We start from the raw sequence: 22,498 nt of genomic DNA, 5'->3' as shown, positions 1-22,498 counted from the left end.
TCATGTCCGGGACGGGTTTAGTCACATCTGGGTGAAAGGGAAACAATAGTCGTGAAACCCGCCGCGACAAACTTTTTCCATCTGGAACCAATCCCCAAGAACGCCAGTCATCCCTTAATTGGGGAAATTTACCCCAAGGAAGACAGAATTCTATTGGTGTCAATGTATTTCTCTGGAAAGCTATCCTTAATTCTATTAACCCTAACCTTCTCCTTTATCCTACCCCCGACATCAAAATCCCTATTCTGTCCCTTAGTGGCGTGGAGTAGTCATCCAGAACGGGAATTTGGAGATAATGGTCGAGATGGTACCGATGGACCTGTGGGGAGACGGGGACGAGATGGGGAAAATCGCACGATTTTTACTGATGGTTCTCCGATTAATCTGGATTTGTCGGGAGGAGATGGCGGGGATGGGGATGATGGGAAACGCGGAGAGGATGGAGATTGTTCTCGACAACCCCAAAACGTGGAGTATGACCTGCAAGCGGCGGATGGAGGCGATGGCGGAGATGGTGGGAATGGCGGAGATGGTGGGAATGGTGGGTCATTGACGGTTTATTATACAAATCGAGAGGATTTAAAACAAATTTATGTGCGTTCCGTTGGCGGACTAGGTGGACGTTCTGGACGCGGCGCTTATGGGGGAGATGGGTGTGAATGTGATGATCAACGTTGGGAGGTGGAAACCTGTACCAAAAAATCAGACAATGGTGAAGTTGATTGTAAAACAGAGAGATTTGAGTGTAAAGACGGGGACGATGGTCGAGATGGTCGAGAGGGTCAAGGGGGAAAAGAGGGAAGCCTGGGTACACTGACATTAATTAATCGTACAGAAGCGCTACCACAAGATCGACCCACCGTTACAGTTACTCTACCCCAACTGCAAAACGGCGCGATCGCACTCTCTGTAAATCAATGGCAAACTCGTAGTGGTGCAACCGCTTTACTCGCACCCAATTCGATTATCGCCAACCAGTATCGGGAGTTTGTCGGACGTTTAGAAGGTTCCTTTGAGTTGGTTTGGAATGCACAACGGGCGATTAGCGATTTCTATAATCAACCCCTATCCCTCAGTCTCAAATCCGATCAACGCATTGATGTATCCTTGCCCAAAGAGGTTTGGTTTGATGGCACAATGTCTCAACAGGGGGGTGTAACGAGATTTGTCGTCACCAATGCGCTACTAGAAAAAGAAGCCACTCAACTGACGCGGGCAGATTTTGCCGGAAATCGTTCAGACTTAACCTTTAGTGTCGTGGATTTAGCTGGGAAGTCCGACATGCTGGACACCCAATTCTCGTTAAAATATCGCACCGCCAATTCCGGCGATCGCTTCCGTCGATTCTATGATTATAGAACCCGGTATGACGGGATTATTCCGGCGGAACTCGTCACCCGCCATAACAACCGCTATACCCTAGAAATAGGCAAACTCCCCATAGAAGCTGAATACCTGCGTCCCGGAGTCGCGATTGAGATTGAATTAATCGCCACTCGTTCCTTTGCGGGAAACTCAGCGCACCAGGAAATGAATTGGCGCGGAGAAATTCGATAAAATAAGGCAGTTTATAACGCCGTATTTCTAAACAGTTCCCCAGAGATAAACCCAAAAACAGCAAAGAAACACCTATGACCACCACAGCACCTGCAAAAACCAAGTACGAAGCCATAATTGGTCTAGAAACCCATTGCCAACTCAACACCGCCACCAAAATATTCTCCTACTCCTCCACAGAATTTGGCAATCCCCCCAACACCAACATCGACCCGATATGCATGGGACTTCCTGGAGTGCTACCTGTCCTCAATCAAAAAGTCCTGGAATCCGCCGTCAAAGCCGGATTAGCCCTCAACTGCCAAATCGCCCCCTATAGTAAATTTGACCGCAAACAATACTTTTATCCCGACCTACCCAAAAACTATCAAATCTCTCAATATGACCTCCCCATCGCCGAACATGGTTGGTTAGAAATCGAACTCATCGATGACGACGGAAACCCCATTGACAAAAAAATCGGCATCACTCGCCTGCACATGGAAGAAGACGCGGGAAAACTCGTCCATGCGGGAAGTGACAGACTCTCCGGTTCCACCTACTCCCTCGTTGATTTCAACCGTGCGGGTATCCCCCTCCTGGAAATTGTCTCAGAACCCGACTTACGTTCTGGCAAAGAAGCCGCAGAATATGCCCAAGAATTGCGCCGGATTATGCGCTATCTGGGTATCAGCGATGGCAACATGCAGGAAGGTTCCCTGCGCTGTGACGTGAATATTTCCGTGCGCCCCGTCGGTCAAAAAGAGTTTGGCGTGAAAGTCGAGATCAAAAACATGAACTCCTTTAACGCCATTCAAAAAGCCATTGACTACGAAATAGAACGGCAAATTGAGGCAATTGAAACCGGGGAACCCATTATCCAAGAAACCCGCCTCTGGGAAGAAGGAAGTCAACGCACAATTAGTATGCGAGTCAAAGAAGGCTCTAGCGATTACCGCTACTTCCCCGAACCCGACTTACCCCCAATTGAAGTCTCCAAAGAACAATTAGAACAATGGCGCAGTGAACTCCCCGAACTTCCCGCCCAAAAACGGCATCATTATGAAAGCGAATATGGGCTTTCGGCGTATGATGCTCGTGTATTAACCGAGGATAAACTGGTTGCCGAATATTTTGAAGCCGTTGTAACCGCAAATGCCAATCCAAAACAAACGGCAAACTGGGTAATGGGAGATATTGCGGCTTATCTGAATACCGAGAAACTAACGATTACAGAAATTGCGCTCAAACCGTTAATTTTGGCAGAACTGATTCAGCTCATTGAAGACAATACAATCAGTGGCAAAATTGCCAAAGAAATTCTCCCGGAACTGCTGTCGAAAGGTGGTTCAGCCAAGGAAATAGCTGAAAGTCGGGGACTGATTCAAATCTCTGATGTCACCCAACTCGAAGCCATCATTGATGAAGTGATTGCCGCTAATCCCAAGGAATTGGAACAGTATCGGAATGGTAAAACCAAGCTGCAAGGTTTCTTTGTCGGACAGGTGATGAAGAAAACCAGTGGACGAGCAAATCCTAAATTAACCAACCAAATTTTAGGGAAAAAATTGAAAGGATAAATTGTCGGGTGTATTAGAGAAGCGTAACCCACCATGGCTCAATCGCCAAGATGGTGCGATCGCGAATCAAAATTGAGGAAGTTCGCGATCGCGTGATTGATTTGTTCGCGATCGCCCTTATCTGGTCCAAACGCCGCAGCATGACCGTAGACTGAGTTTAGCACCATAAGTTGGGCATGAGGAATGAGTGCGGCTTCTGCGGCGACATCGGTGACAGCAAAATAGGCATCAGTGCGAATGGGTAGAAAGAGAACCTCTGCTTTCACCCCCCTCAAAGCCTTTTCTAATGATCCATTCATACCAGGGGTAAAACTAACATCATGAGCCGCCCAAGTCTGAAAGTGACATAAAAGATCATTAGCATCTTTTTCATGATAGCGGGTGCGCCATTTAGCCAAAAATTCATCCAAAGAACTCGCCTGAGTATCAGGATACCTTTGATACATTTGTGATGAATAAAACTCTGGCGAAAAAGCCCAAGGCGCCCAAGCTTCAGACATACGCGAAAGTCCTAACAACGGAGGTTCTGTATAATTGCCCTCTTGGAACGCCGGATCAGAACGAATACAGGATATTAAACTATTGAGAAATAAACGAACATGCCAGGTAGCCCGACAACTTCCGGCAATTATAACAGATTTTTGTACCATTTCCGGGTAACTCACCGCCCATTGAATTGCCTGTTGTCCCCCCATACTCGCACCAACAACAGCACGAATCTCTTTAACACCAAGATGCTTTAGAAATGCCAATTGTAAATTCACATTATCCCGAATCGTTACCGCCGGAAAATTAGCACCGTTAAACGGTGGCGGAGTATTACTCGGAGAACTACTGCGCCCATTCCCCAACAACTCCGTATGAATAATCCAGTCTTTTTCTAGATCTAAAGCCAAATCAGGACCTTGCAGATAAGCCAGATCATAATAACTTTGAGAAAAAGCCGTACAAGTGACAATTGGTGGTTGTGATGACGGTGTACCACTAATTCGATAAGCTAAATTAACCTGAGGTAATACAACACCAGATTCCAGTTGAAAGCACTCAAGTGTAAACGTATTAAATTTAGGAGCTGGAAAAATACCCATTATTCGTCATTCGTCATTTGTTGGCAAACAGGGAACAGGCAACAGTAAATACACAATTCAACTCTACATCAGCTTACTTTCATATATATTGTTTTTACGATAAACTTTTCCATCAAATACACAATTCCTCTGCATACCTCTGCGTACCTCTGCGTTAACCTCTGCGTCCTCTGCGTTAAAAAAATAGGTATCAATCATACATTTGTAGGGGCGGATTATACTGTTATCTGTTGCGAGAGATAAAGATGTAAATAAACCCGCCCTACCCCAAGTTTCTCATCCTCCATAAAATAACCTGGGTATCCAAATAACCAATGACAAATTCATCTCCAAAATAGAGCCGAAAAAACACAAGCCATAATTAACCCCGTCGCATCTGCCAATAAAGCTGCCACAAGTGAATAACGGATACGAGTAATGCCAACGGCGCCAAAATAAACAGCCAAAACATAAAACGTTGTTTCTGTACTACCCATCATTGTCGAAGCCAAAAACGCACTATAGGAATCCGGCGCTCGTTCCACTACTTCACTCAAGATACCAAATGCTCCGCCTCCAGACAGAGGACGGATTAACGCCATCGGTAATACTTCAGCAGGCATACCAATTAAGCTGGTTATCGGATTTAATAGAATTGAGAGTGCTTCCATCGCCCCCGACGCCCGAAACATACCAATTGCCACTAAAATAGCGACCAAAAACGGGATAATCCGAATCGCAATCTCAAACCCCTGTATCGCCCCTTCCGTCACCGCTTCATAAACTTTCACCCCTCGTCCGACACCATAGGTGATAATCAATAAAATTAATGTGGGAATTAGCCAATAGGAAAGAAAATCTTGGTCGAAGAAACCACCTAAACTTTGGCTGGTAATCACCCCATAAACCATAGAAAAGAGAAATCCAGCCATAAAACCCCAAGCGATAATTTTAGAAACTAGACCGGCTGGATACAACAAATGTGAAAAATCAGGTTCTTCAACGGGCTTGACTTCATCCTCTATTTGCAATACCGTTTCTTGTCCTGACTCATCGGCTATACTCGCCTCAGATACTTGACTCCTTTTGCGTAAAAACAACGCCACTAAAACCCCGACAAGGGTAGAACAAGTCGTAGACAACAACGTAGGTAGCCAAATTGCGGCGGGATCACTACTATTGGCTGCGGCTCGTACACCAATTACACCCAAGGGAAATAGGGCAACACTTGATGTATTAATTGCCAGAAACAGACACATCGCATCAGTTGCCGTTCCTGGAAACGGATTCAATTTATTTAACTCCACCATTGCCTTGATGCCAAATGGAGTCGCCGCATTCCCTAAACCCAGCATATTGGCAGAAATATTCAGAATCATCGCCCCCATTGCTGGATGGGTGGGAGGTACATCGGGAAAAAGTCTCACCATCAAGGGTTTGAGCACAGTTGCCAGATTGTACATCAGTCCACCCGCTTCCAGAACCCGCACTAATCCTAACCAAAGTGCCATCACCCCAATCAAGCCAATGGCTAACTCGACGGCGGTTTTGGCGGATTCAAAACTGGCGTCAGTAATGGCTTGCATCCTGTCGGTATACCCGGCAAATAGGATAGCGACAGCAATAAAGCCGACAAAGACAACGTTGATAGCGCTGGGTTTCCTCGATAGTTGGGAGGACATACTGAATAACTCTAAACAGACAAACTCTTAGGATAACGGGAAAGGACCGAAGGCAAAAGCCCTCAGTCCTATAATCGTTCTGTACACGAATAATCAGTTCTAGATGTCTTGGCTACCAACGATTGAGTCGAGCCGTAGGGATACGAAGCGTCTTCTAGGAAGGAGTCAGGTATCGCTGCATTACATTAAACCGATTTGTTGCAGAATGCCTTGCCCTGTGAGGTATTCGGTTGCGATACCGATGACGAAACCCAGCATCGCCAAGCGACCATTCCAGGTTTCAGCAAATGAGGTGAAGCCAAACTTTGTTTCTTGTTCTTGCATAACTATTCCCTCTAAATACCCTTTGGTGTACGTTTTCGCCTTGTCCAATTACCCGTCTTTTGCCATTACATTAAGCCGAGTTGTTGCAGAATGCCTTGACCTGTGAGTAATTCGGTCGCGATACCGATGACGAAACCCAGCATCGCCAAGCGACCATTCCAGGTTTCAGCAAATGAGGTAAAGCCAAACTTTGTTTCTTGTTCTTGCATGAGTGGTGTCTCCTGTATCTGTCTCTGTAATAAAATGTAACGTACTTTTTCTAAAACCGCAATATTTCTTTAGATTCATTAGCCACACAATCTGGTATGAGGATGATTAATTTTGCTTATGTAGAGACGTGCCATGGCACGTCTAGGATCAGGGGAAGACAAGTGAAGGGTTAAGCGTAAGCCCCGACACCCGCCCGGAGTTCAAACTCCGGGCTAAAAGCTTAAGTCCATTAAAATGGACTAACACTAGAGATGCATTCGTCTTTAGACGACTGCAAGCTTTTGGTTTCTTGGGTTTCACCCCAAGGCGGTTGGTGAGACTGGTGCAAGATGTAAGTTCAAACAGGTTCAAAAAACGAGCGATCGCGCACAACTGTGATCATGAAAATCCCTTTCATTCTCCCATTCAACACTGAAAACGTCGGTCGAGGCAGGTTGAGTCACATCGAGGTAGGAAAAAACACGATAAAAGTCAAACTCGCCCCTACATTCGTCAACACGGAAAACTTGGGTTGGGGCGGGTTGAGTTACATCGGCGTAGAAAAAAACACGATAAGAGTCAAACCCGCCCCTACATTCTGGAAAACCCTTGTCTTGGGAATTTCCCTAGTCATCACTCCAGGGTTCACCAACGCCACCCATGGGGCTAACCCCCAACAACTGGAACAGCTAAAGACAACCAATGCTTGTCCTCAATGTGACTTAACCGATGCTGATTTAAGCAATGCTAATCTTCAACAGGCAGATTTGAGCGGTGCTAACTTAAAAGGAGCAATCCTAACGGGGGCTAACTTAAAGAGAGCCAATCTCAGCAACGCCGAATTGAATGGTGCTAAATTGGCTGGGGCAAATTTAGCGAGGACGAATTTGAGGGAGGCGAAACTGGCGTTAAGAGAACGGGATGCTAATAACCCCTTACCCTCTCAGGTCGAACCCGATAATCTCTACAATACTCTATCCTGGCTGGGCTATTTTCCGGCATTTATTGCCAATTGGTATGAAGCCGTGGTCACCGATTTGCGCGATGCTAACCTGCAGGGGGCTGACTTGTATCGGGCTAACCTGAATGGGACGCTACTCACTCGTGTTAATCTCCAAGAGGCTCAACTCGACTACGCTAGCTTAGTCAGCACGCACTTACAGGAAGCTACACTCACCAACGCGAACTTAGTCAGTGCAGATCTACGCAATGCTAATTTAACCGACGCCCAACTAGAGGTAACCGATATTCGCTCAGCGGATTTGAGGGGCGCTAACCTGAATCATGCCAATCTGGATACAGTGAATGGGGATAGCGCTAACTTAAGCGGTGCTAATTTAAGTCAAGCTTATATCAGTAACGCTGATTTTAATGGCGCGGTTTTAGTGAGGACAACACTGCAAGGAGCGGTTGTGAATGGGAGCAATTTTCAGAAGGCTGATTTGAGTCAGGCGAACTTGCAAGAGGCGCTATTGAAAGGGACGGGACTCAATCGTGCTAATTTGACAGGGGTGAATCTGGAGGGGGCAGACTTGAGCAATGCTAAACTCGCGATCGCAGACCTAACCAATGCCCAACTGACGGGGGCGATTCTTCATTCAGCTTACCTGCACAGCGCCACGCTAACCAATGCTAACTTGAGTGGTGTGGATTTGCAGCAGGCGCAACTGCGAGAGGCGAATTTAAGTAATGTTACATTGGTTGGCGCCACCTTAGAAGATGCCAGCCTGATTCGTTCCACGTTAACTGGGGCTAATTTAACCTATACAAATTTAACCCGATGTGATTTACGCGGGGCTAACTTAACTGGGGCAGATTTGAGTTATGCTAACCTGACGCAAGCCGATTTTGCCCAAGCCGCTTTGATGGGTGTAACCTTACAGGGCGCGAACCTCAGCGACGCCAACTTCAAAGGCGCGGTTCGCTAATTTTTGGCGACGTTAGAGCTGAAGTTCCCCCTGTGCAGATGTACTACACCTAGTGGGACTTGAACGAAAAAAAGAACTTTATTTTGTGTTAATTTTTGTTTAAGTCCCGAAGTATTTCTGCCGCGCTGCAGTAGTACAATCTAAACTGACTTATGTGTAAAATCCAACCGCAAAATCAGAATAAATTTGTTCTAAAGCATTGAAGTGCGGAGTCGGAGTTAGATTCGAGGATACAACCAATGAATAACCAACAATGAATAACCAACTCAAAAAAATTCTCAAACACATCCTTCGATTATTGGCACAACAGATAAAGTCAAGACTTTATATTATAAATTTATTGAAAAATAAAGAAGAAATTTATTTAGAAATTGGTGCAGGAAACAAGAAGGGTAAAAAGGGTTGGGTTACCCTAGATTTAAATATGAAGAGTGATATATGCTGGGATTTGCGTGAAGGTATACCTTTTCTCGATGAAAGTATTCATAAAATATATTCATCTCATCTTTTTGAACATCTGTACTTCGACGAAGGACAACTATTACTATGAATCCTATTTAAAAGGTAATGAATTAGATATAAGTAAGTTTTTGAATTATAATTCAGCCATGAGAACTTCCTTAATTTATCGTCTATCAAAAAACTTATTTTTTCGGGTTGGCGTTTTACTATGCGCCTGCACAGCACTGGTTTTTGTTACAATTATTGGATTTAACCAACACTTTGACACAAAATACTTGTATGTAGCCGGACTTTCGTGGTGGAAAGGATTAAATGCTTATGATCCTGATGTAGCCAGCCGACTCGGTGCAAACCAGAGTGCTGGTAGTTTTTTCTATCCCCCCCAGATTGCCCCCCTGTGTCTTCTATTAGGGGCATTTTCCTGGACGCAAGCAAAGGTAATGATGACCCTTTTAAATGTCTTTTGTACTGGAATATTGGCATTTTTTGGTGTACTTCTGGTTAAACAACCTCAGGTGAAACAAGTCAGAGTCCCAGGTTCTAGTGCGGAATGGTTTATTCCAGCCATTGTTATCGCTAATCCATTTACCCTCAATATCATTTTACTTGGACAAACGACTCTAATCGTTGCTGCAGCGCTTGTTAGTGGCTGGTATTATGCTTATCGGAAACGCTGGGTGTTGAGTGGTGTTCTGATTGCCATTTCTACAATTAAGCCACAGTTGAGTCTGCTGATTATCCTGTGGCTGATTTTAGAAAGGCGTTGGCGACTCTTGGCAGTAGCAGCCATGACAACCTTGATTTTCTGCCTAGTTCCCATGGTGATTACGGGTCCTATTGATGTGTTTGCCCACTGGTTTTCCTCATTGGGTAAACATAAAGACATATTTGCTAATGTTTTGGGTTCTCCAGCGGTTTTTAGTATTCAAAACTTACTCTACACAATGGGTATGGAAATGCCACAGTTATTGTTTTTGGGGATTGTGATTACGGGTCTAGTTTGGCGGTATCGTTCCCGACTGATCATGGATGATGTGATTGGACTGTTGATGGCAATTTCAGTATTATTTGGTTTCGCCCATCATTATGATTTAATCGCGTTAGCACCGTTGATGGCAGCATTCTGGCGGCATTTGTCTCATCGCCCAAAAGCGACCTTAGTTGCCTTAACTATGATGTTTATAATGTTTTTTCCTCGAAATGTTTTAATGACATTTATTCCCAGTGAATTACTGCTACAATATCGGGTACTGTTGGTGATTGGCGTAACCATTTGGTTAGGGGTAATGAGCGTGAAGCGTAAAGCAGAAATTTGGGGAATGTCGTAGGGGCGCACCGACGTGCGCCCACCGACGTGCGCCCAAGAAATCCGTAAAATCTACAGATTTTACGCCAATAGGCAACAGGAATTCAAACACCCTCTTGAGCAGCCGTTAATATCGAATTGCCTGTCGGCGGTAGACACCATAAGAAGGTGTTGCCTCTGCTTTCACACCATTGGCAACAACCCCTAAAACAGATGCTCTAGCAATCTTTAATCCATCAAACGCTTTCATCACCAAGGAACGGTCGGTTTTCTCAACCCCCACCACCAGTACTGTGCCATCTGCCTGAGCCGCGAGCAGATTTCCATCCCCCAAACCCAGAAGCGGTGGGGTATCGTAGATAACTAGGTCAAACTGAGCTGTCACTTGCTCCATGAGAGACTGCATCTTTTCAGAGGAAAGCAGTTTGATTGGGTCGGATAAACTCTGACCCGCCGTCAAAACAAACAAGTTTTCGTCCAGAGAGGATTTTTGGATAGCATTCTGAAGTGTTAAGTCTGTCACAATGATATCGCTAAGTCCCTGAGTATTGGGTAAGTCTAAACGACTGTGAAGCTGAGGACTGCGTAAATCCGTGTCTACGAGTAAAACCCGCTTGCCAATCGTGGCGGCAGTTTGAGCCAGGTACAAAGCCACCGTTGTTTTGCCATCTCCTGGTACAGCAGAACTAATTGCCAGTGACTGGATAGACTTCTTGGTACTCAGCAAACGGATATTGGTATATAGAGAGCGGAAGGCTTCCATAAAGGGTGAAGTATTGTACTCGGTGCGGCGATTTTTAGAAAACCAATGACGCTCTTGTTCAGGTTTAGAATGAGCAACTTGGGCAATAATAGCCAGTTGACTAGGTTGCTTAGAGAGTTTTTGAAATGATTTGGTCCAAGGAATCACCCCCAGAATTGGCAGCTTTGTGGCCCCCTTGATGTCTTCCGGAGTGTGGAAGACTGTATGGAAAATCTCGACTAGAAAACCGACGCCGATACTTAGGAAGACACTTAAAATTACGGCTATAGCTAAGGGACGCTTCAGGGAGTGCGCTTCGACCGGTACTGGCACACCATTTGCATTATCCCAGATTTCTGGAGGGTTAATTAACTCCCAGGGAATTTCTTGTTGAGCAGCATCGAGTTTTAAGGTTTCTCGTTTAGACAGAAATTCCTTCAGGTTATCCGTCGCCACACTAAGATTCCTATCTAAATCACCAACCTGTCGGGTTACAGTAGGCAACTGCTCAAGCTGTTGATTAATCTGAGTTTCCGTTTGGAGAATGGTTTGATAGCGATCTTCTAACCCCTGGATTTTACCCGCTAAATTTTCTAGGACATCTTGAGATTGTTGATTCAGTAGTAGACGCAAATTTTGCTGCCGTTCACGTAAAATTTCCATTGGGGGGCTATCTGCCCGAAATTGTGCCGATTCTGAGGCGATTTGGGCTTCTACTTTCTGCAGTTCTGAGATTAGGGTGCCATAAGCCTGGGCATCTGTCGATAAAACTGCCGTGGGATCAGCTTGATTAAACTGTTGTTGTAAGGCATTGTAGAGCGAACGGGTTTCAGCGAGTTGAGCAGCAGTCTCTAATCGGTTTCTGCGAATGAACAGCACATGTTCTGTTAGTTGTCGGTCGGCTTGCTCCGGATCGACCAAATTATACTTCTGTCGTAGCTCTTGCAGTTGCCCTTGGAGTTGGTCAACTTGCTGCTGGAGACGAGGAAGCTGGGACTCAATAAATGTAATCCCTTGCGTCAGGGTTTTTTGGCGTTCTTGTAGACTATAGTCGAGGTATCTATCAGCAATAATTTTCAAAACAAAGTTAATTTTTTTTATATCTTCATCTTGATAAATGACTTCTAAAATTTTAGTACCGAAGTCTTCAGCGTTTTTTTCATACGTGATGCGAACAATTGACAGACTTCCCATCAGGGAATTATAGTCCATATCCGGATACCGATACTGTAGCTTTTCGAGCACTGGATTCATCAGTTGGGGGCTTTGCAAGACCCGAATCTGAGACTCGTAATCTAATAAACTTGTGTGTTCCAGATTGGGTGTTTGTATATTTGCACCTTGACGTTGAGACTGCAAAAATTGATTTCTTAACAGGTTTTCTGCGGTAACTGGCTCAACTAAGAGTTTAAAAGACCCTTGATATTCTGGGATGTACTGTTTCTTGCTCCAGAGCAGCCAGAGTGCGGAAGCGACAATTAATGTTAAGGCGACTCCTGTCATTAACCAGGCTCTCCGACGAAAAACAGCCAAAACCCAGGCTAAATCTACGGTTTGTCCATCACTTTGAGTGGCTTCGGCTGAGTGAACCTGAGGCAACGACTTGAGCGGTTTGCCATTGGACTGGGCTGGAAATGGCTGTAAATTGTGTTCAGTATCCATCAGAAGCACCTCTAGAGTCTTGGGTTGACTGAACCGAAGCAGGGATTAATTGGGCTGAGTCCAGTTCAAGGTCGGTATATCTCTATTTTAGGGATTTCCCTAGTCTGTGTAGGTGACCTTTGTTTGTATAGTAGTGATTTTAATCGCCGGAACCTAAGTGGCTCCGCCAGTTTTTCTATGACATTACACTTTGAATTGCTCTAAATTAACGTTGGATAAGTCTCTTTCGTGAACAAAACGAGATGAGATACCGGGTTGAGCAAAATATTTTTCCATGAGTTCTTCTGGGTTTTTCTTACCACCTCCTTCTTTTTCTATTAGCTTGGCAACATAAGTACATAGACCGTGCCGAATAGCATTAAGTTGTTTGAGTGTTTGCTCACGGATTGTGTGGGGATTAGGTGGTGATGCTTTCCACCGTTGTACCGCTTGAGCAACGGCATCCGCTTCAGGGGGAACAATGATTGAGTTCTCACTAGTGAAGAATTCATCGCGTCCTCCCTTACTTGGCGTACTCACCACCGGAATACCACAAAGCAGATATTCTACTGAGGCATACATGGCTCCTTCTACAGCGGAAAGGCAAAGACCTGCGTAAGCCTGATTCAGCTTTTTGGCGAGTTCAGGGCGGGGAATGAATTCTCTATTGTACTCAGCGTGTGCTAATTCGGGACAGATCGTAGGCAAGTCACCGCCGTAGGAGACAATCATTAAATTTTGTATATCTTTAGCTAATCCATGCCGCTTGAAAGGGAGAAGCTGGGCGGTATAGATGGCGTCGTAGTGCTTTGGCTGATTCAGGGGTTGGTAGATATGCTCATTGACATAAACACTGGAACTAACGTGCGCTCCCTGTATGAGCCAGCGTTTGCGCCAGACTTCTTCATCAGAGGCGTTGACCATCAGGTGATAGGATCTGCCTGATAGCTGGTGCTGGATTTGATGCTGCTTAAATTTAACCATTGGTTTCCATCGCGCTGACCATCCCCCTGGACTTTCTAAGACATGTTTGGGTTGAAATCCTTTGGGTAGGGTCGGGAATGCTCCGATGTAAGAAACGATTAGTGGTTCAGTGCTAAGAATGTAAAACCCCTGAAATATCACCGTGACGCGCCTCTGTATTGATTATCTAAGATGTATGGTAATATTACGGCAGCCTACTTGGTTTGACAAGTTCATACGAAGTTGACGTTCTATCATGTGATTCTGAGCCAAGCGTGAAGTTTTATCGCCTAAATGCCACCTAAAATATTGATATTAAATTTATATCAAAATGGCTTAAGGAATAAACTTTAAAATCGAGAATTCATCCCCACTAATACTCTACCAGCGATAATAGCGGTAGGGTTCATCGCCTAAGTCAAAATCTGCCCGGTAATCGGAATGATAAAAGCCACTTTCAGTAGTGGATGAGCTGTTTTGGTTTGATTTTTGCTCTATTCGTTTGAAAATTGTACCATCAACTTGGAAGCTGGCGCCCAAGTTTGCCAGAATTTGTGCGATCGCTCTCGTCTGTCGCCATCGGGTATAACGTAAGTAGGTCTTGACATCCGCGTTCAAACTGTTGGGGTAAATCTGGGCAAAAATCCCTACCCCATTCCCGATTTGCAGGCGACTTAATAAACCATTTGCAGCCACCTCACCCCCAGATTGAATTAACCAAGCCTGATGTTCGGTGCGCGATCGCAAATCCGAGGCGCTGAGTCCACTAGTCTCTCTCCAGTTAGGGACAGCCAGCGAACCCGCAAACTCCTTCACCGGTTTAAGACGAATCCCCAAAGGCGCAGCATCGGAATGTCGAGGTAAGAAAAACACCGTCCCCCCACGATTTAGGTAGGCGCGTAACTCCTCATCGGTTACAGCAGCTTGGCTGCCGATGATGACGAGTTCAGCGTCAGCTGTGATAGAACTTGTCCGTTGGTAAATCAAACCTAATCCATCCAGTTGAGTCGCCTCCTCATCGCTACCCATAAACAGAACCTGATCAGCTTTAGCAGAAAGGGATGGAGTAGAACCATAAGCAATCAGTTGTTGCGCCAGTTGACGTGCAGCTGCATCCATTGGTACATGGTCTTCTAGGTCTAACGTATTCCAAATCAGCCGCCCTTTGCCATAGTTTAATTCCATTAGTGGCGTGTACGCTAAATCAAACTCACACTCTAAAATCGGTCGCCAAGAACTATGGTGCGGCTTTTCCACCGCCGCACTACTGACTGCGCCGCGATTTCCCCAGTGCCACCCATAGAATGGTGTACCGTGAGGACTAGGGTTCATACCTCCCTGAGTGGTATCCGGATAAGCCTCAACCAGAGTACTCTCGCCTCTCCAGTCTCGCAAATCCATCTGATCCAATCCCTTCACTACCGGATGAGTCTGATCAACAGGGAAAACCCGACGACTTAGATGGGGGGAAACCCGCCAACCGATTGTGCGACGTATCCATTCCGGGTTTTGCGGGAAAATAATGGCTTGACCCCCTTGACTGACAAAGGCGGCTAAATTACCAGGGAGTTTGTACCCATCTGACAAAACCTCGCGACCAATCACCAGCAGTGACTGGGTCAATGAACCATCCCAGGGGACAACATTGTATCCCAACTGCTTCAGCATCTGGCTAGTTTTACCCACTGGGTCAAATACAGCGATTGGGAATGGGGTGCAATACTGTTCGGTTAACCTCTCCCCCAACCCCTCTCGTGAAGAAAAGGTTTTGTCCTCTGTCCTCTCCCTTACAAGGGGAGAATGAGAGGGGTGGAGAGAGGAGTCCGACTCCCCCATTCCCCGTCCCCCCTTCGAGGGGGGAACGAGGGGGGTAGAAAGGGGGGCTGGGGGGGTTAGGTTTGCCTTATCCGATTGGGATGGGGTGTGACTGAACACTCGAAACGAGAAGTTGTCTTGATGCTGCTGATTGCCAATCTCAGCGCTGAGGCGAATTTCTCCGTCAACTTTGCCCTTGACATTGGGTAAATCTAATGCTATAGGAAAGAACAGGGTTTGAGCCGTCTCAATCGTTCCAGTTTCTTCACCTGTGGCGATAGGTTTACCTGCCAACAGCACTTGCCAGTTGTAGGAAAAATCTTGTTTTGCCCGAGTATCATTAATCAAGACAACTTGCTTTTGGAGTCTCTCTCCCCCGGAAAAACTGTGGTCTTTCGCCGTAAACGCCTCGGCGGCTCCTGCAATCCAAGCCAAAGTGGGGCGATTGTTTGCCAAAATCGCTTGTCCTCCTGGATGGATAATATAGCTCTGGGGTTGGAAATTGTACCAGAGAGATTTTGGCACTTGCTTGAGATAGGGTCCCCGTTGCCCCGGTGTAAACGCCCCCAGATCCACATTTTCTCGTCCTGCGTCCGAAACCTCCCAACCGTGACCCAGATTCCAGGGAATCATCCCACCCGTCATGCCAAACGTGCGCCAACTACGCCAGGTGTTTGTGCTGAACAATTCCTGCAAGCTCTGGAAAGCCGGGGCAAAATTGAGTTCCTGGTTATTGTGCCAACTCTGATACTCCTGCTCTTGGACAAATAATTCACGAATTTTCTGGCGGTAAGCGGGAGTTTCTAGTTCATACGCTTCTTTGCCCAGGTAAATGGCGCTAAACTCAGTCATTAAGGGTTCACTGGTGATTGCCCCCCCAAACCCATTGCGGCTACGCATCATTGTTGCGTGAAGGGGTGTGCCGAATTCCACCACCATGTAGGGCATATCGCCATACTTTGTCCAGTGGGAGAGCCATTCCTCTCGTTCTTGCAGGGGAATCAGATTTAAATAGGAGTTTAGGGCATAGACATCACCAACGGATGCCCCTTCGTGCATGAGGACGGGTCGCGTGGGATCATAGGTTTTAATGGTCGCCACGGCTTCATCACCGATGGGATATAATTTGCGGATGCGATCGTCGGCTACCTGTTGACCGAGGAACCCTTCAATCGTTTTTTTGCCAATGCGTCGGGGGTTTTGGTCATCCCCGTGACCGAAAAAATTGGGGCTATTTGCCCACATCAGAATGGATGAATGGTTACGATAGCGACGCAGTTCAGTGATCATGCGCTGCTCCCAGCGCTTTCTCTGATTTGGTTGACGCCACTGTTCCGGCGAACCAATGTGAGACATGCTCAGGGCGGGAGCGATGATGGGAAACCCTTTCAAGTCGGCGCGTTCAGCCAAGAGTTCTCGGAAGTGCCATTGACCCCGCTCATCATGATCCCAGGGCCAAAATTCGGCAATATTGAAGCCAGCCCAAACATAGCCCTCAATCATCCGGTCAGCTACATCTGGGATACCCACTCCCCAACCTTGCCATTGATCCTGGTAGACAATTGGACGTAGGCGAATTTCAGTCCCGTTTAAGTAAAATTTTCGCCCTTCAATCCAAAACTCCCGAAAGCCGAAGGGTTGGTCGTATGTATCGTCAAGTCCAGCGCCCTGGATTTCTAGGCGCAGGGTGTAGAGATTGGGTTGGTTAATATCCCAGAGTCGGGGATTAGACCAGTCCCATGCGAGTTGTAAGACTTGACTGGGTTTAGCTTTGACGTTCGCTTGGGCGCTAAATTGCCGCTCAATTTTCCCTTGCTCGTTAACCAGTTTAGCGACAAGCTTAACAGTGCCAGTTTGGGTTACATTCGCCAGTTCGACATCGAGTTTAAGTTGCTGTTGTCGGGTGGAGGGTTGGACAAAAATATCACTGATGTGAGAACCTTGGGGTAAACTAAGCAACCGTACTTCACCAATGAGTCCCCGAGAGGCTAGCTGGGCTTCCGTGGTATAGGTTTCATTGGGACTCATAATCACAGTTTTTGCCTGCTCATCAGTGGCGGCTACAACCAAGAGGCTGAAGGTGACTTCTGTCCCCGGTGGAACCATGGAGGTGATGTCTACGGCACCGTAGGGCCACTCCACTTGACCACATTGTTTACCGTTAACGTACAGGAAGGCATCGGTACTCACTCGCTGTAGGTCAAGCAAAAAAGAGCGCCCTTGCCAATTGGCGGGGATTTTCACAGTGCGTTGATACCAGGCTTTGGAGAGGGATTTGCCATTAAAGTTTTGCCATGCGGTTCCTGTTCCTCGGGAAATGAGTCCAGGTACAGTAGCATAGTTCTCCTGCTGCCAATCCCCTGGCACCCAAATCGAACCCCAGTCATCCTGTGGCAGTTGGGGTTCGGTGGTATCTGGGGCTGGGATAAATTGCCATATCCCGTTCAGGTAGATTTGCCCACGTTTGCTGTTGGGGATTTCTAGTGAACCTAGGGTGGGGTAGGTACTGAGTTGTGCTGTGGGACAGGGGAGGGTTTGACTTTGTGGAAAGATATGACTAATGCATCCAAAGACAATGGCGGCTATGAAAAAGAGTCCGAATAGTTTTGCCAGCTTAGGGGTCATTGGTTGGAGGGGGGAAATCCCAAAATAACTTGTTGAATAATCTTCTGAGCTAACCTTTTCGTATAAGTTTGTGATAACGACGCCATAGCCACCAGTACAGCTTTGAAAAAAAAACTCTTTGAGTTTGGTCGATCCCTGCTTGTCAACCCCTGGCATCCAATCTGGTTTATAGTTCTCTGTAGCTGGGCTGTCCTTTTCGTGATTTTCCGCCGTAAGTTCAATTCAATTCTATTTGGCTACTGCTTGTTTGCCATAGGGTTGGCTTTGTGCCTGCTGGGAGGAGTGATGTTGAATTACTTACTAATGGTTTTTGGCGGACTCTACTTGTTGTGGTACACGCGCCGTGAAATTGGCTCTCTTCTTTTGTTCTATGGCTTGTTCTCCTATGGAATAATTTTCAGTATTGGAACTACCTTCTCTGTGAATCGCTATGTTTTTGCGATTGTGTCTTTAGCAATCGCACTTGGTCTAGTACTTGAAAAGCATCCACGCTGGGGATACGCTACGATTAGTTGTTTTGCCATTCTCCTTGCTAGCTTCTCGGTTCAATTTGCCCAACACCTGTGGGTAGGCTGAAGGTTCGAGTTATGGTGTGACGCCTAGAGATCCCTTGTCTGGTGAAAGCAAGAGATTCATCTGAGAGTTGGGTCTTTACTTGTGGTGATAACGCCAGATTATAACCTTGATATTTCTAGGTTATAAGCTTTTTTTATCGGAGAACTTGTATTGTCGGCTACATTTTCCACCAAGCATCCGGAAGAACCTACATTTCCAGGAAGACCCTCGTTGGTTACCCGACTTCCAGATTAATTGATTTCAGTAGGAAGGTCAGTTAGACTACGATCTAATACAGCAAAACCTGTCCCTTGTAATTGGAAAATGTTCTCTGTGGGTAGCAATTCATTAACGGCTCGTTGCACTTCTAATGCATTGTAATCATCCCAAATGATGATTCCTTTATCGTTGATTAACTTCAAAGCCTTCGCTGAATCACTTTTGCAGGTTAAATAGGAATGATCGCCATCAATTAACACAATATCCATTTGTCCCAAGTAAGAACTATAGTCGAAGGTTCTAGAGTCGCCATAAAGTTGGGTGAGCTGTTGTTCTTGGGGCGTATTTTTCCATCTCATTTTATTTTGATGGGCAACGATATCATCAACGGGTAAATCCAAACTAAAAACATGGGTATCCTGATTAATTCTCGCCATCGCGTAGGTTGTTTCCCCATGGGCGCTGCCAATTTCAAAAATTTTGGGCGCTTTTCTCATGGAAATGAGGGCTAAGAGATAGAGCGTTTCTAGATCAGAAAGTGACCAGCGTTCGTCTCTGTGAAGGAGCATCAGAATCTCTAGACCTCTAGCCGCTGGATAAACCGACAGAAAATCACAGACTCTTACTTTAGGGAATCGGACAACATAATCATAGTTAGCGTAGATTAAGCCTCGTAAAAACTTAAGTTTTCTACTGGGTTTTGTCACATCAATAAAAAACTCTTCCAGAAAACGAGCTAACCCAGTCAATCCGTGAATCCAAATTTTTTGCTGAACTAAATTCATCGTCAAATCCCCTGAATTAAATGAAAATAAATAGCTATATAGTATTTTCATTTGAGATACAAACAAGCAACCCTTGCCCAGAAATGCTTTCAGTGCCTTGGCTGTACACGAATCATCTGAAAACGCTATATTTAACTCAAAACATCAATAACTCAAATGATGCTAAAAGTCAATCCATAAAAATTTAACGTCAAAAATCAAGGTAACTCAGTTGCCACTTAAACAGACCCCATAACAGCTATACTGTTCGCGGTCATAAACTGAGCTTTTGTCATGCAGAGCGTAGCGGAGTACAGCTCGCGCATCTGGTGAGATTCTTCACTCCGCTATCGCTCCGTTCAGAATGACAAACTTTGACCGTGTGAAGTATAGCTAGAAAGAGATTCCAAAAAACTCAAACAGTCTGAACACGTTAAAAACACCACCAAGAGCAGTTAGGGGGGTTTCAAGTGTATCAGCAATCCTGGCGACGCCAGAGCGATTAACCACAATGATGTCATTGTTACGCACAATGGGATTACTTTCCTCGTTAATACCTTGGGCAAAGTCAATCGGTATTGTCCGTTTAGACACAGTGCCATCTGGGTTGAGACGAATCAATTCCACCGAACTTTTCCGCGCTCGCTTCTGATCAAATCCACCAGCCGCTAGCAATGCTTGATTTAAGGGGGTATTTGGGGGTACTTCTACAAGTCCAGGTCGAGTCACTTCGCCGACGACACTCACTTGAATCGTATCCGGGGAAAAACTAGCGGTTGCTAATTCAGTGGCTTCGGCTGGACTCACCTCACTAGCCGTTGGTACGATAATTGTATCTCCCTCCTGCAACACGGTGTCTTGTTGAAAATCCCCCATTTGCAAGAGCTGCCACAAATTGACCGGAATCGTATAATCTGCCCCCGTTTTGGTCACGCGGCGTACCGAGATTTGACGAATGTCAGCCATGGGTTTAATTCCACCAGCAATCTGAATCGCCCGAGTAATCGTCGGTAAGCCAACGTTCCGTTGAGTCGATCCCGTATTTCCGCCGACGATTGTATACGTTCCAGGACGATTCACTTCACCAACCACAGCAACGGTAAGGGGTTCTTCGGGGTCAGGTGCAAGGCTACTGGTGGCAATTTGTCGGGCTTCCGCTAAGTTAAGATTCGTTAAGATAGGCACAAACACGGTATCGCCATCACGTAAGAGTAAGTTTTGACGTGGATTCCCCGTCTGCACGAATTCCCACAAATTAACCGTAGTCACGGCTCCTGAACCAAATTGCTGGCGTCGGCGAACTTGGACATGGCGAATATCAGCAGAGAGGGTAACTCCCCCCGCTTGTTGTATGGCTTGGGTTACAGTTGGGTATTGTACCCCTGGAGAACCTCCGACGCCACCTGTAAAGGATAGAGTATAGGAGCCTGGACGATTGACTTCCCCAGAAACCGACACGTTAAATGGACGAGGACTAAGCAGGGTGACGGTGACTAGGGGGCGTTTGATAACGCTTTGATATCGAGCAGAAATTGCCTGTGCAGCTTGTTGTTCGGTGAGTCCTTCGAGTCGTACACTACCAACCAAGGGTAGGTTGAGTGAACCACCAGGCGGGATGTGATACTCTCCGCTATACTGGGGGACTTCCAAGATATCCAGGCGAATGCGATCGCCCCCACCTAGGGTATACTCAGCTTGAGATTGTGCCAAACTGGCTGGTGGGGGTTGAGGCTGTAGCTGATCAAACGTTGGCAGTTGCGCCCAACTGATAGAACAAGGACAGATGAGCGTCAGGGAAACTCCTAAGAACATAGCTGCACCGAGTGGGCAGGTCAGTTGCTGAGGTACATAGCGCATAGGCTATCTCTTGGCTGTAGACTGGATACTCTCCAATTTTATCTGTATAATTAATTTTTACCTTCGGTTCAAAAAATTAAGAATTATGTACCGCCTCAAGTAGGGGATGTCGCGTAGATTATGTTTCGACACTTCTAGTGACTGCTTTGTTTATTTTCTTCTTCATTACTAGAGTTACCATAAAAAATATGCATTGGATTACCAGAAAGCCCAAGAAACTGAAATTCAAACTTCAAAGCCAAACAGAATTGATAGTCAGAGAAGCGCAATCGAAAATCTTCTATCCGATCAATTGGTGGGAATCCCAGAAAATTGATATATCTAAATGCATAGTAATAAATGGTTTTTGGAGAAGTGGAACAACCTGGTTACAAGATACTTTATCTGCAACCACAAACGCTAAAGCCGTTTTTGAACCTTTTTCACCAAGAGCGGGTTATTTCTATAAGGCTATACCAGAAATTAATCCGCCACAACATGATTTTACTTTTCTCAACCTATTGATACCTTATCAAGAGCAGAATTTTGGCGAAGGCTCATATCTTAAATTCATCGTAGACAAAGCTTTGCTAGATCTATTGCCTCATCGAAATACTCAAATGACTATTCGACCCATCAGCTACTATTCTAGAGATAGGGTTGTTGTAAAATTTGTCAGGGCTTCCCTTTGTCTAAAAGCTATTTACAATGATTGGCCAGTTTCGGTTATTCATATCTATAGAGATCCTCGTGCCCTTATTCATACAATTATGCGAATACAGTATTGGAGAGCTATTTTTGAGCAACTTTCACTTTCCAAGCAATTACTCCAGATTAATGATGGTCGTAAAAATTATTTCTCTAGATGGGAAAAGGAGATTTTAGAATTAGACCAACAGAACCTGATATCGCGTCTTGCTGGCTACTGGGCTCTAACAGAAAAATATATACTAGATTCATTTCCAAATCAACAGAATAACCATAGATTTTCTATCGTCAACTATGACGAAATGGTTCTTGAAGGTCCAGCTTATTTAAAAAGAGTTTTAGCAGAAATGAAAATAGAATTTGACAACTTAGCTTTAGAAAAAAATTGGAGTAGAAGATCTCCAACTTCCGTGGAAAAACAAGTTCAAACCTATGATAAACGCAAAAGCATGGATAGACTATATTCTTGGAAGTCTGAACTTACTCAATCAGAACAAGATGCAATTATGGATATTATGAAAAGATTTGGGTTAGATTATCGCTTAAGGGAATAATT

16 protein-coding genes are annotated in these 22,498 nt (G+C 45.5%); 7 read left to right on the top strand and 9 right to left on the bottom strand.

Annotated features, from left to right (window positions below; genetic code table 11):
- Window positions 1-51: 51 nt before the first annotated feature.
- Together RIM23_RS30315 and gatB are read left to right on the top strand one after the other, a co-directional pair.
- Window positions 52-1,557, top strand: coding sequence for a collagen-like protein (locus tag RIM23_RS30315; protein ID WP_446372166.1), 1,506 nt, complete (start codon window positions 52-54; stop codon window positions 1,555-1,557).
- A gap of 74 nt (window positions 1,558-1,631) precedes the next feature.
- Window positions 1,632-3,116 carry an Asp-tRNA(Asn)/Glu-tRNA(Gln) amidotransferase subunit GatB gene (gatB, locus tag RIM23_RS30310; protein ID WP_446372164.1) on the top strand — a complete coding sequence of 495 codons (1,485 nt, stop codon included), beginning with the start codon at window positions 1,632-1,634 and terminating at the stop codon, window positions 3,114-3,116.
- Between the two features lie 38 nt (window positions 3,117-3,154).
- On the opposite strand, the gene RIM23_RS30305 is transcribed toward gatB, so the two are convergent.
- From RIM23_RS30305 to RIM23_RS30290, 4 genes are all read right to left on the bottom strand, one after another.
- Window positions 3,155-4,204: an alpha/beta fold hydrolase gene (locus RIM23_RS30305; protein WP_446372162.1), complete on the bottom strand. Its 1,050-nt coding sequence runs from the start codon at window positions 4,202-4,204 to the stop codon at window positions 3,155-3,157.
- A gap of 323 nt (window positions 4,205-4,527) precedes the next feature.
- Window positions 4,528-5,865, bottom strand: a complete 1,338-nt coding sequence (locus RIM23_RS30300; RefSeq protein ID WP_446372160.1) for a nucleoside recognition domain-containing protein — start codon at window positions 5,863-5,865, stop codon at window positions 4,528-4,530.
- Window positions 5,866-6,045: 180 nt separating this feature from the next.
- The gene (locus tag RIM23_RS30295; protein ID WP_446372158.1) at window positions 6,046-6,189 is read right to left on the bottom strand and encodes a chlorophyll a/b-binding protein; all 144 of its coding nucleotides are present in this window, start codon (window positions 6,187-6,189) and stop codon (window positions 6,046-6,048) included.
- Window positions 6,190-6,254: 65 nt separating this feature from the next.
- A complete protein-coding gene (locus tag RIM23_RS30290) occupies window positions 6,255-6,398 on the bottom strand; it encodes a chlorophyll a/b-binding protein (RefSeq protein WP_006101425.1) in 144 nt (47 codons plus the stop codon).
- Window positions 6,399-6,779: 381 nt separating this feature from the next.
- On the opposite strand from RIM23_RS30290, the gene RIM23_RS30285 reads away from it, so the two are divergent.
- From RIM23_RS30285 to RIM23_RS30275, 3 genes are all read left to right on the top strand, one after another.
- On the top strand, window positions 6,780-8,306 hold the full coding sequence (locus RIM23_RS30285; protein ID WP_446372156.1) for a pentapeptide repeat-containing protein: 1,527 nt from the start codon (window positions 6,780-6,782) through the stop codon (window positions 8,304-8,306).
- A gap of 253 nt (window positions 8,307-8,559) precedes the next feature.
- On the top strand, window positions 8,560-8,856 hold the full coding sequence (locus RIM23_RS30280) for a hypothetical protein (RefSeq protein WP_446372154.1): 297 nt from the start codon (window positions 8,560-8,562) through the stop codon (window positions 8,854-8,856).
- A 58-nt stretch (window positions 8,857-8,914) separates the two neighbouring features.
- Window positions 8,915-10,096 carry a glycosyltransferase family 87 protein gene (locus tag RIM23_RS30275; RefSeq protein ID WP_446372152.1) on the top strand — a complete coding sequence of 394 codons (1,182 nt, stop codon included), beginning with the start codon at window positions 8,915-8,917 and terminating at the stop codon, window positions 10,094-10,096.
- A gap of 105 nt (window positions 10,097-10,201) precedes the next feature.
- Here RIM23_RS30275 and RIM23_RS30270 read toward each other — a convergent pair whose 3' ends face one another.
- The 3 genes from RIM23_RS30270 to RIM23_RS30260 all read right to left on the bottom strand — a co-directional run bounded on the left by RIM23_RS30270 (window position 10,202) and on the right by RIM23_RS30260 (window position 17,860).
- On the bottom strand, window positions 10,202-12,478 hold the full coding sequence (locus RIM23_RS30270) for a GumC family protein (protein WP_446372150.1): 2,277 nt from the start codon (window positions 12,476-12,478) through the stop codon (window positions 10,202-10,204).
- A 183-nt stretch (window positions 12,479-12,661) separates the two neighbouring features.
- Window positions 12,662-13,441, bottom strand: a complete 780-nt coding sequence (locus tag RIM23_RS30265) for a glycosyltransferase (RefSeq protein ID WP_446372148.1) — start codon at window positions 13,439-13,441, stop codon at window positions 12,662-12,664.
- Window positions 13,442-13,801: 360 nt separating this feature from the next.
- Window positions 13,802-17,860 carry a glycoside hydrolase family 2 protein gene (locus RIM23_RS30260; protein WP_446372146.1) on the bottom strand — a complete coding sequence of 1,353 codons (4,059 nt, stop codon included), beginning with the start codon at window positions 17,858-17,860 and terminating at the stop codon, window positions 13,802-13,804.
- 102 nt (window positions 17,861-17,962) lie between these two features.
- Here RIM23_RS30260 and RIM23_RS30255 point away from each other — a divergent pair, with 102 nt between their 5' ends.
- Entirely contained in the window at window positions 17,963-18,436 is a 474-nt protein-coding gene (locus RIM23_RS30255; RefSeq protein WP_446372144.1) for a hypothetical protein, read from the top strand.
- Window positions 18,437-18,666: 230 nt separating this feature from the next.
- Here the strand turns inward: RIM23_RS30255 and RIM23_RS30250 are convergent, their stop codons facing one another.
- Window positions 18,667-19,419, bottom strand: a complete 753-nt coding sequence (locus RIM23_RS30250) for a class I SAM-dependent methyltransferase (protein WP_446372142.1) — start codon at window positions 19,417-19,419, stop codon at window positions 18,667-18,669.
- A gap of 372 nt (window positions 19,420-19,791) precedes the next feature.
- Entirely contained in the window at window positions 19,792-21,255 is a 1,464-nt protein-coding gene (locus tag RIM23_RS30245; protein WP_446372140.1) for a polysaccharide biosynthesis/export family protein, read from the bottom strand.
- Window positions 21,256-21,443: 188 nt separating this feature from the next.
- Here RIM23_RS30245 and RIM23_RS30240 point away from each other — a divergent pair, with 188 nt between their 5' ends.
- Entirely contained in the window at window positions 21,444-22,496 is a 1,053-nt protein-coding gene (locus RIM23_RS30240) for a sulfotransferase domain-containing protein (RefSeq protein ID WP_446372138.1), read from the top strand.
- The last annotated feature ends 2 nt before the right edge of the window (window positions 22,497-22,498 follow it).

Origin of the sequence: Coleofasciculus sp. G3-WIS-01 (assembly GCF_040223135.1) — a bacterium.
GTDB lineage: Bacteria > Cyanobacteriota > Cyanobacteriia > Cyanobacteriales > Coleofasciculaceae > Coleofasciculus.
This window is presented reverse-complemented; position numbering and strand designations above follow the sequence as displayed.

Excerpts from the sequence above, each read along its gene's own strand:
- gatB (WP_446372164.1), top strand. The coding sequence starts at position 1,632 with ATGACCACCACAGCACCTGCAAAAACCAAGTACGAAGCCATAATTGGT.
- RIM23_RS30305 (WP_446372162.1), bottom strand. The coding sequence starts at position 4,204 with ATGGGTATTTTTCCAGCTCCTAAATTTAATACGTTTACACTTGAGTGC.
- RIM23_RS30300 (WP_446372160.1), bottom strand. The coding sequence starts at position 5,865 with ATGTCCTCCCAACTATCGAGGAAACCCAGCGCTATCAACGTTGTCTTT.
- RIM23_RS30295 (WP_446372158.1), bottom strand. The coding sequence starts at position 6,189 with ATGCAAGAACAAGAAACAAAGTTTGGCTTCACCTCATTTGCTGAAACC.
- RIM23_RS30290 (WP_006101425.1), bottom strand. The coding sequence starts at position 6,398 with ATGCAAGAACAAGAAACAAAGTTTGGCTTTACCTCATTTGCTGAAACC.
- RIM23_RS30285 (WP_446372156.1), top strand. The coding sequence starts at position 6,780 with ATGAAAATCCCTTTCATTCTCCCATTCAACACTGAAAACGTCGGTCGA.
- RIM23_RS30280 (WP_446372154.1), top strand. The coding sequence starts at position 8,560 with ATGAATAACCAACTCAAAAAAATTCTCAAACACATCCTTCGATTATTG.
- RIM23_RS30275 (WP_446372152.1), top strand. The coding sequence starts at position 8,915 with ATGAGAACTTCCTTAATTTATCGTCTATCAAAAAACTTATTTTTTCGG.
- RIM23_RS30270 (WP_446372150.1), bottom strand. The coding sequence starts at position 12,478 with ATGGATACTGAACACAATTTACAGCCATTTCCAGCCCAGTCCAATGGC.
- RIM23_RS30265 (WP_446372148.1), bottom strand. The coding sequence starts at position 13,441 with ATGGTTAAATTTAAGCAGCATCAAATCCAGCACCAGCTATCAGGCAGA.
- RIM23_RS30260 (WP_446372146.1), bottom strand. The coding sequence starts at position 17,860 with ATGACCCCTAAGCTGGCAAAACTATTCGGACTCTTTTTCATAGCCGCC.
- RIM23_RS30250 (WP_446372142.1), bottom strand. The coding sequence starts at position 19,419 with ATGAATTTAGTTCAGCAAAAAATTTGGATTCACGGATTGACTGGGTTA.
- RIM23_RS30245 (WP_446372140.1), bottom strand. The coding sequence starts at position 21,255 with ATGCGCTATGTACCTCAGCAACTGACCTGCCCACTCGGTGCAGCTATG.
- RIM23_RS30240 (WP_446372138.1), top strand. The coding sequence starts at position 21,444 with ATGCATTGGATTACCAGAAAGCCCAAGAAACTGAAATTCAAACTTCAA.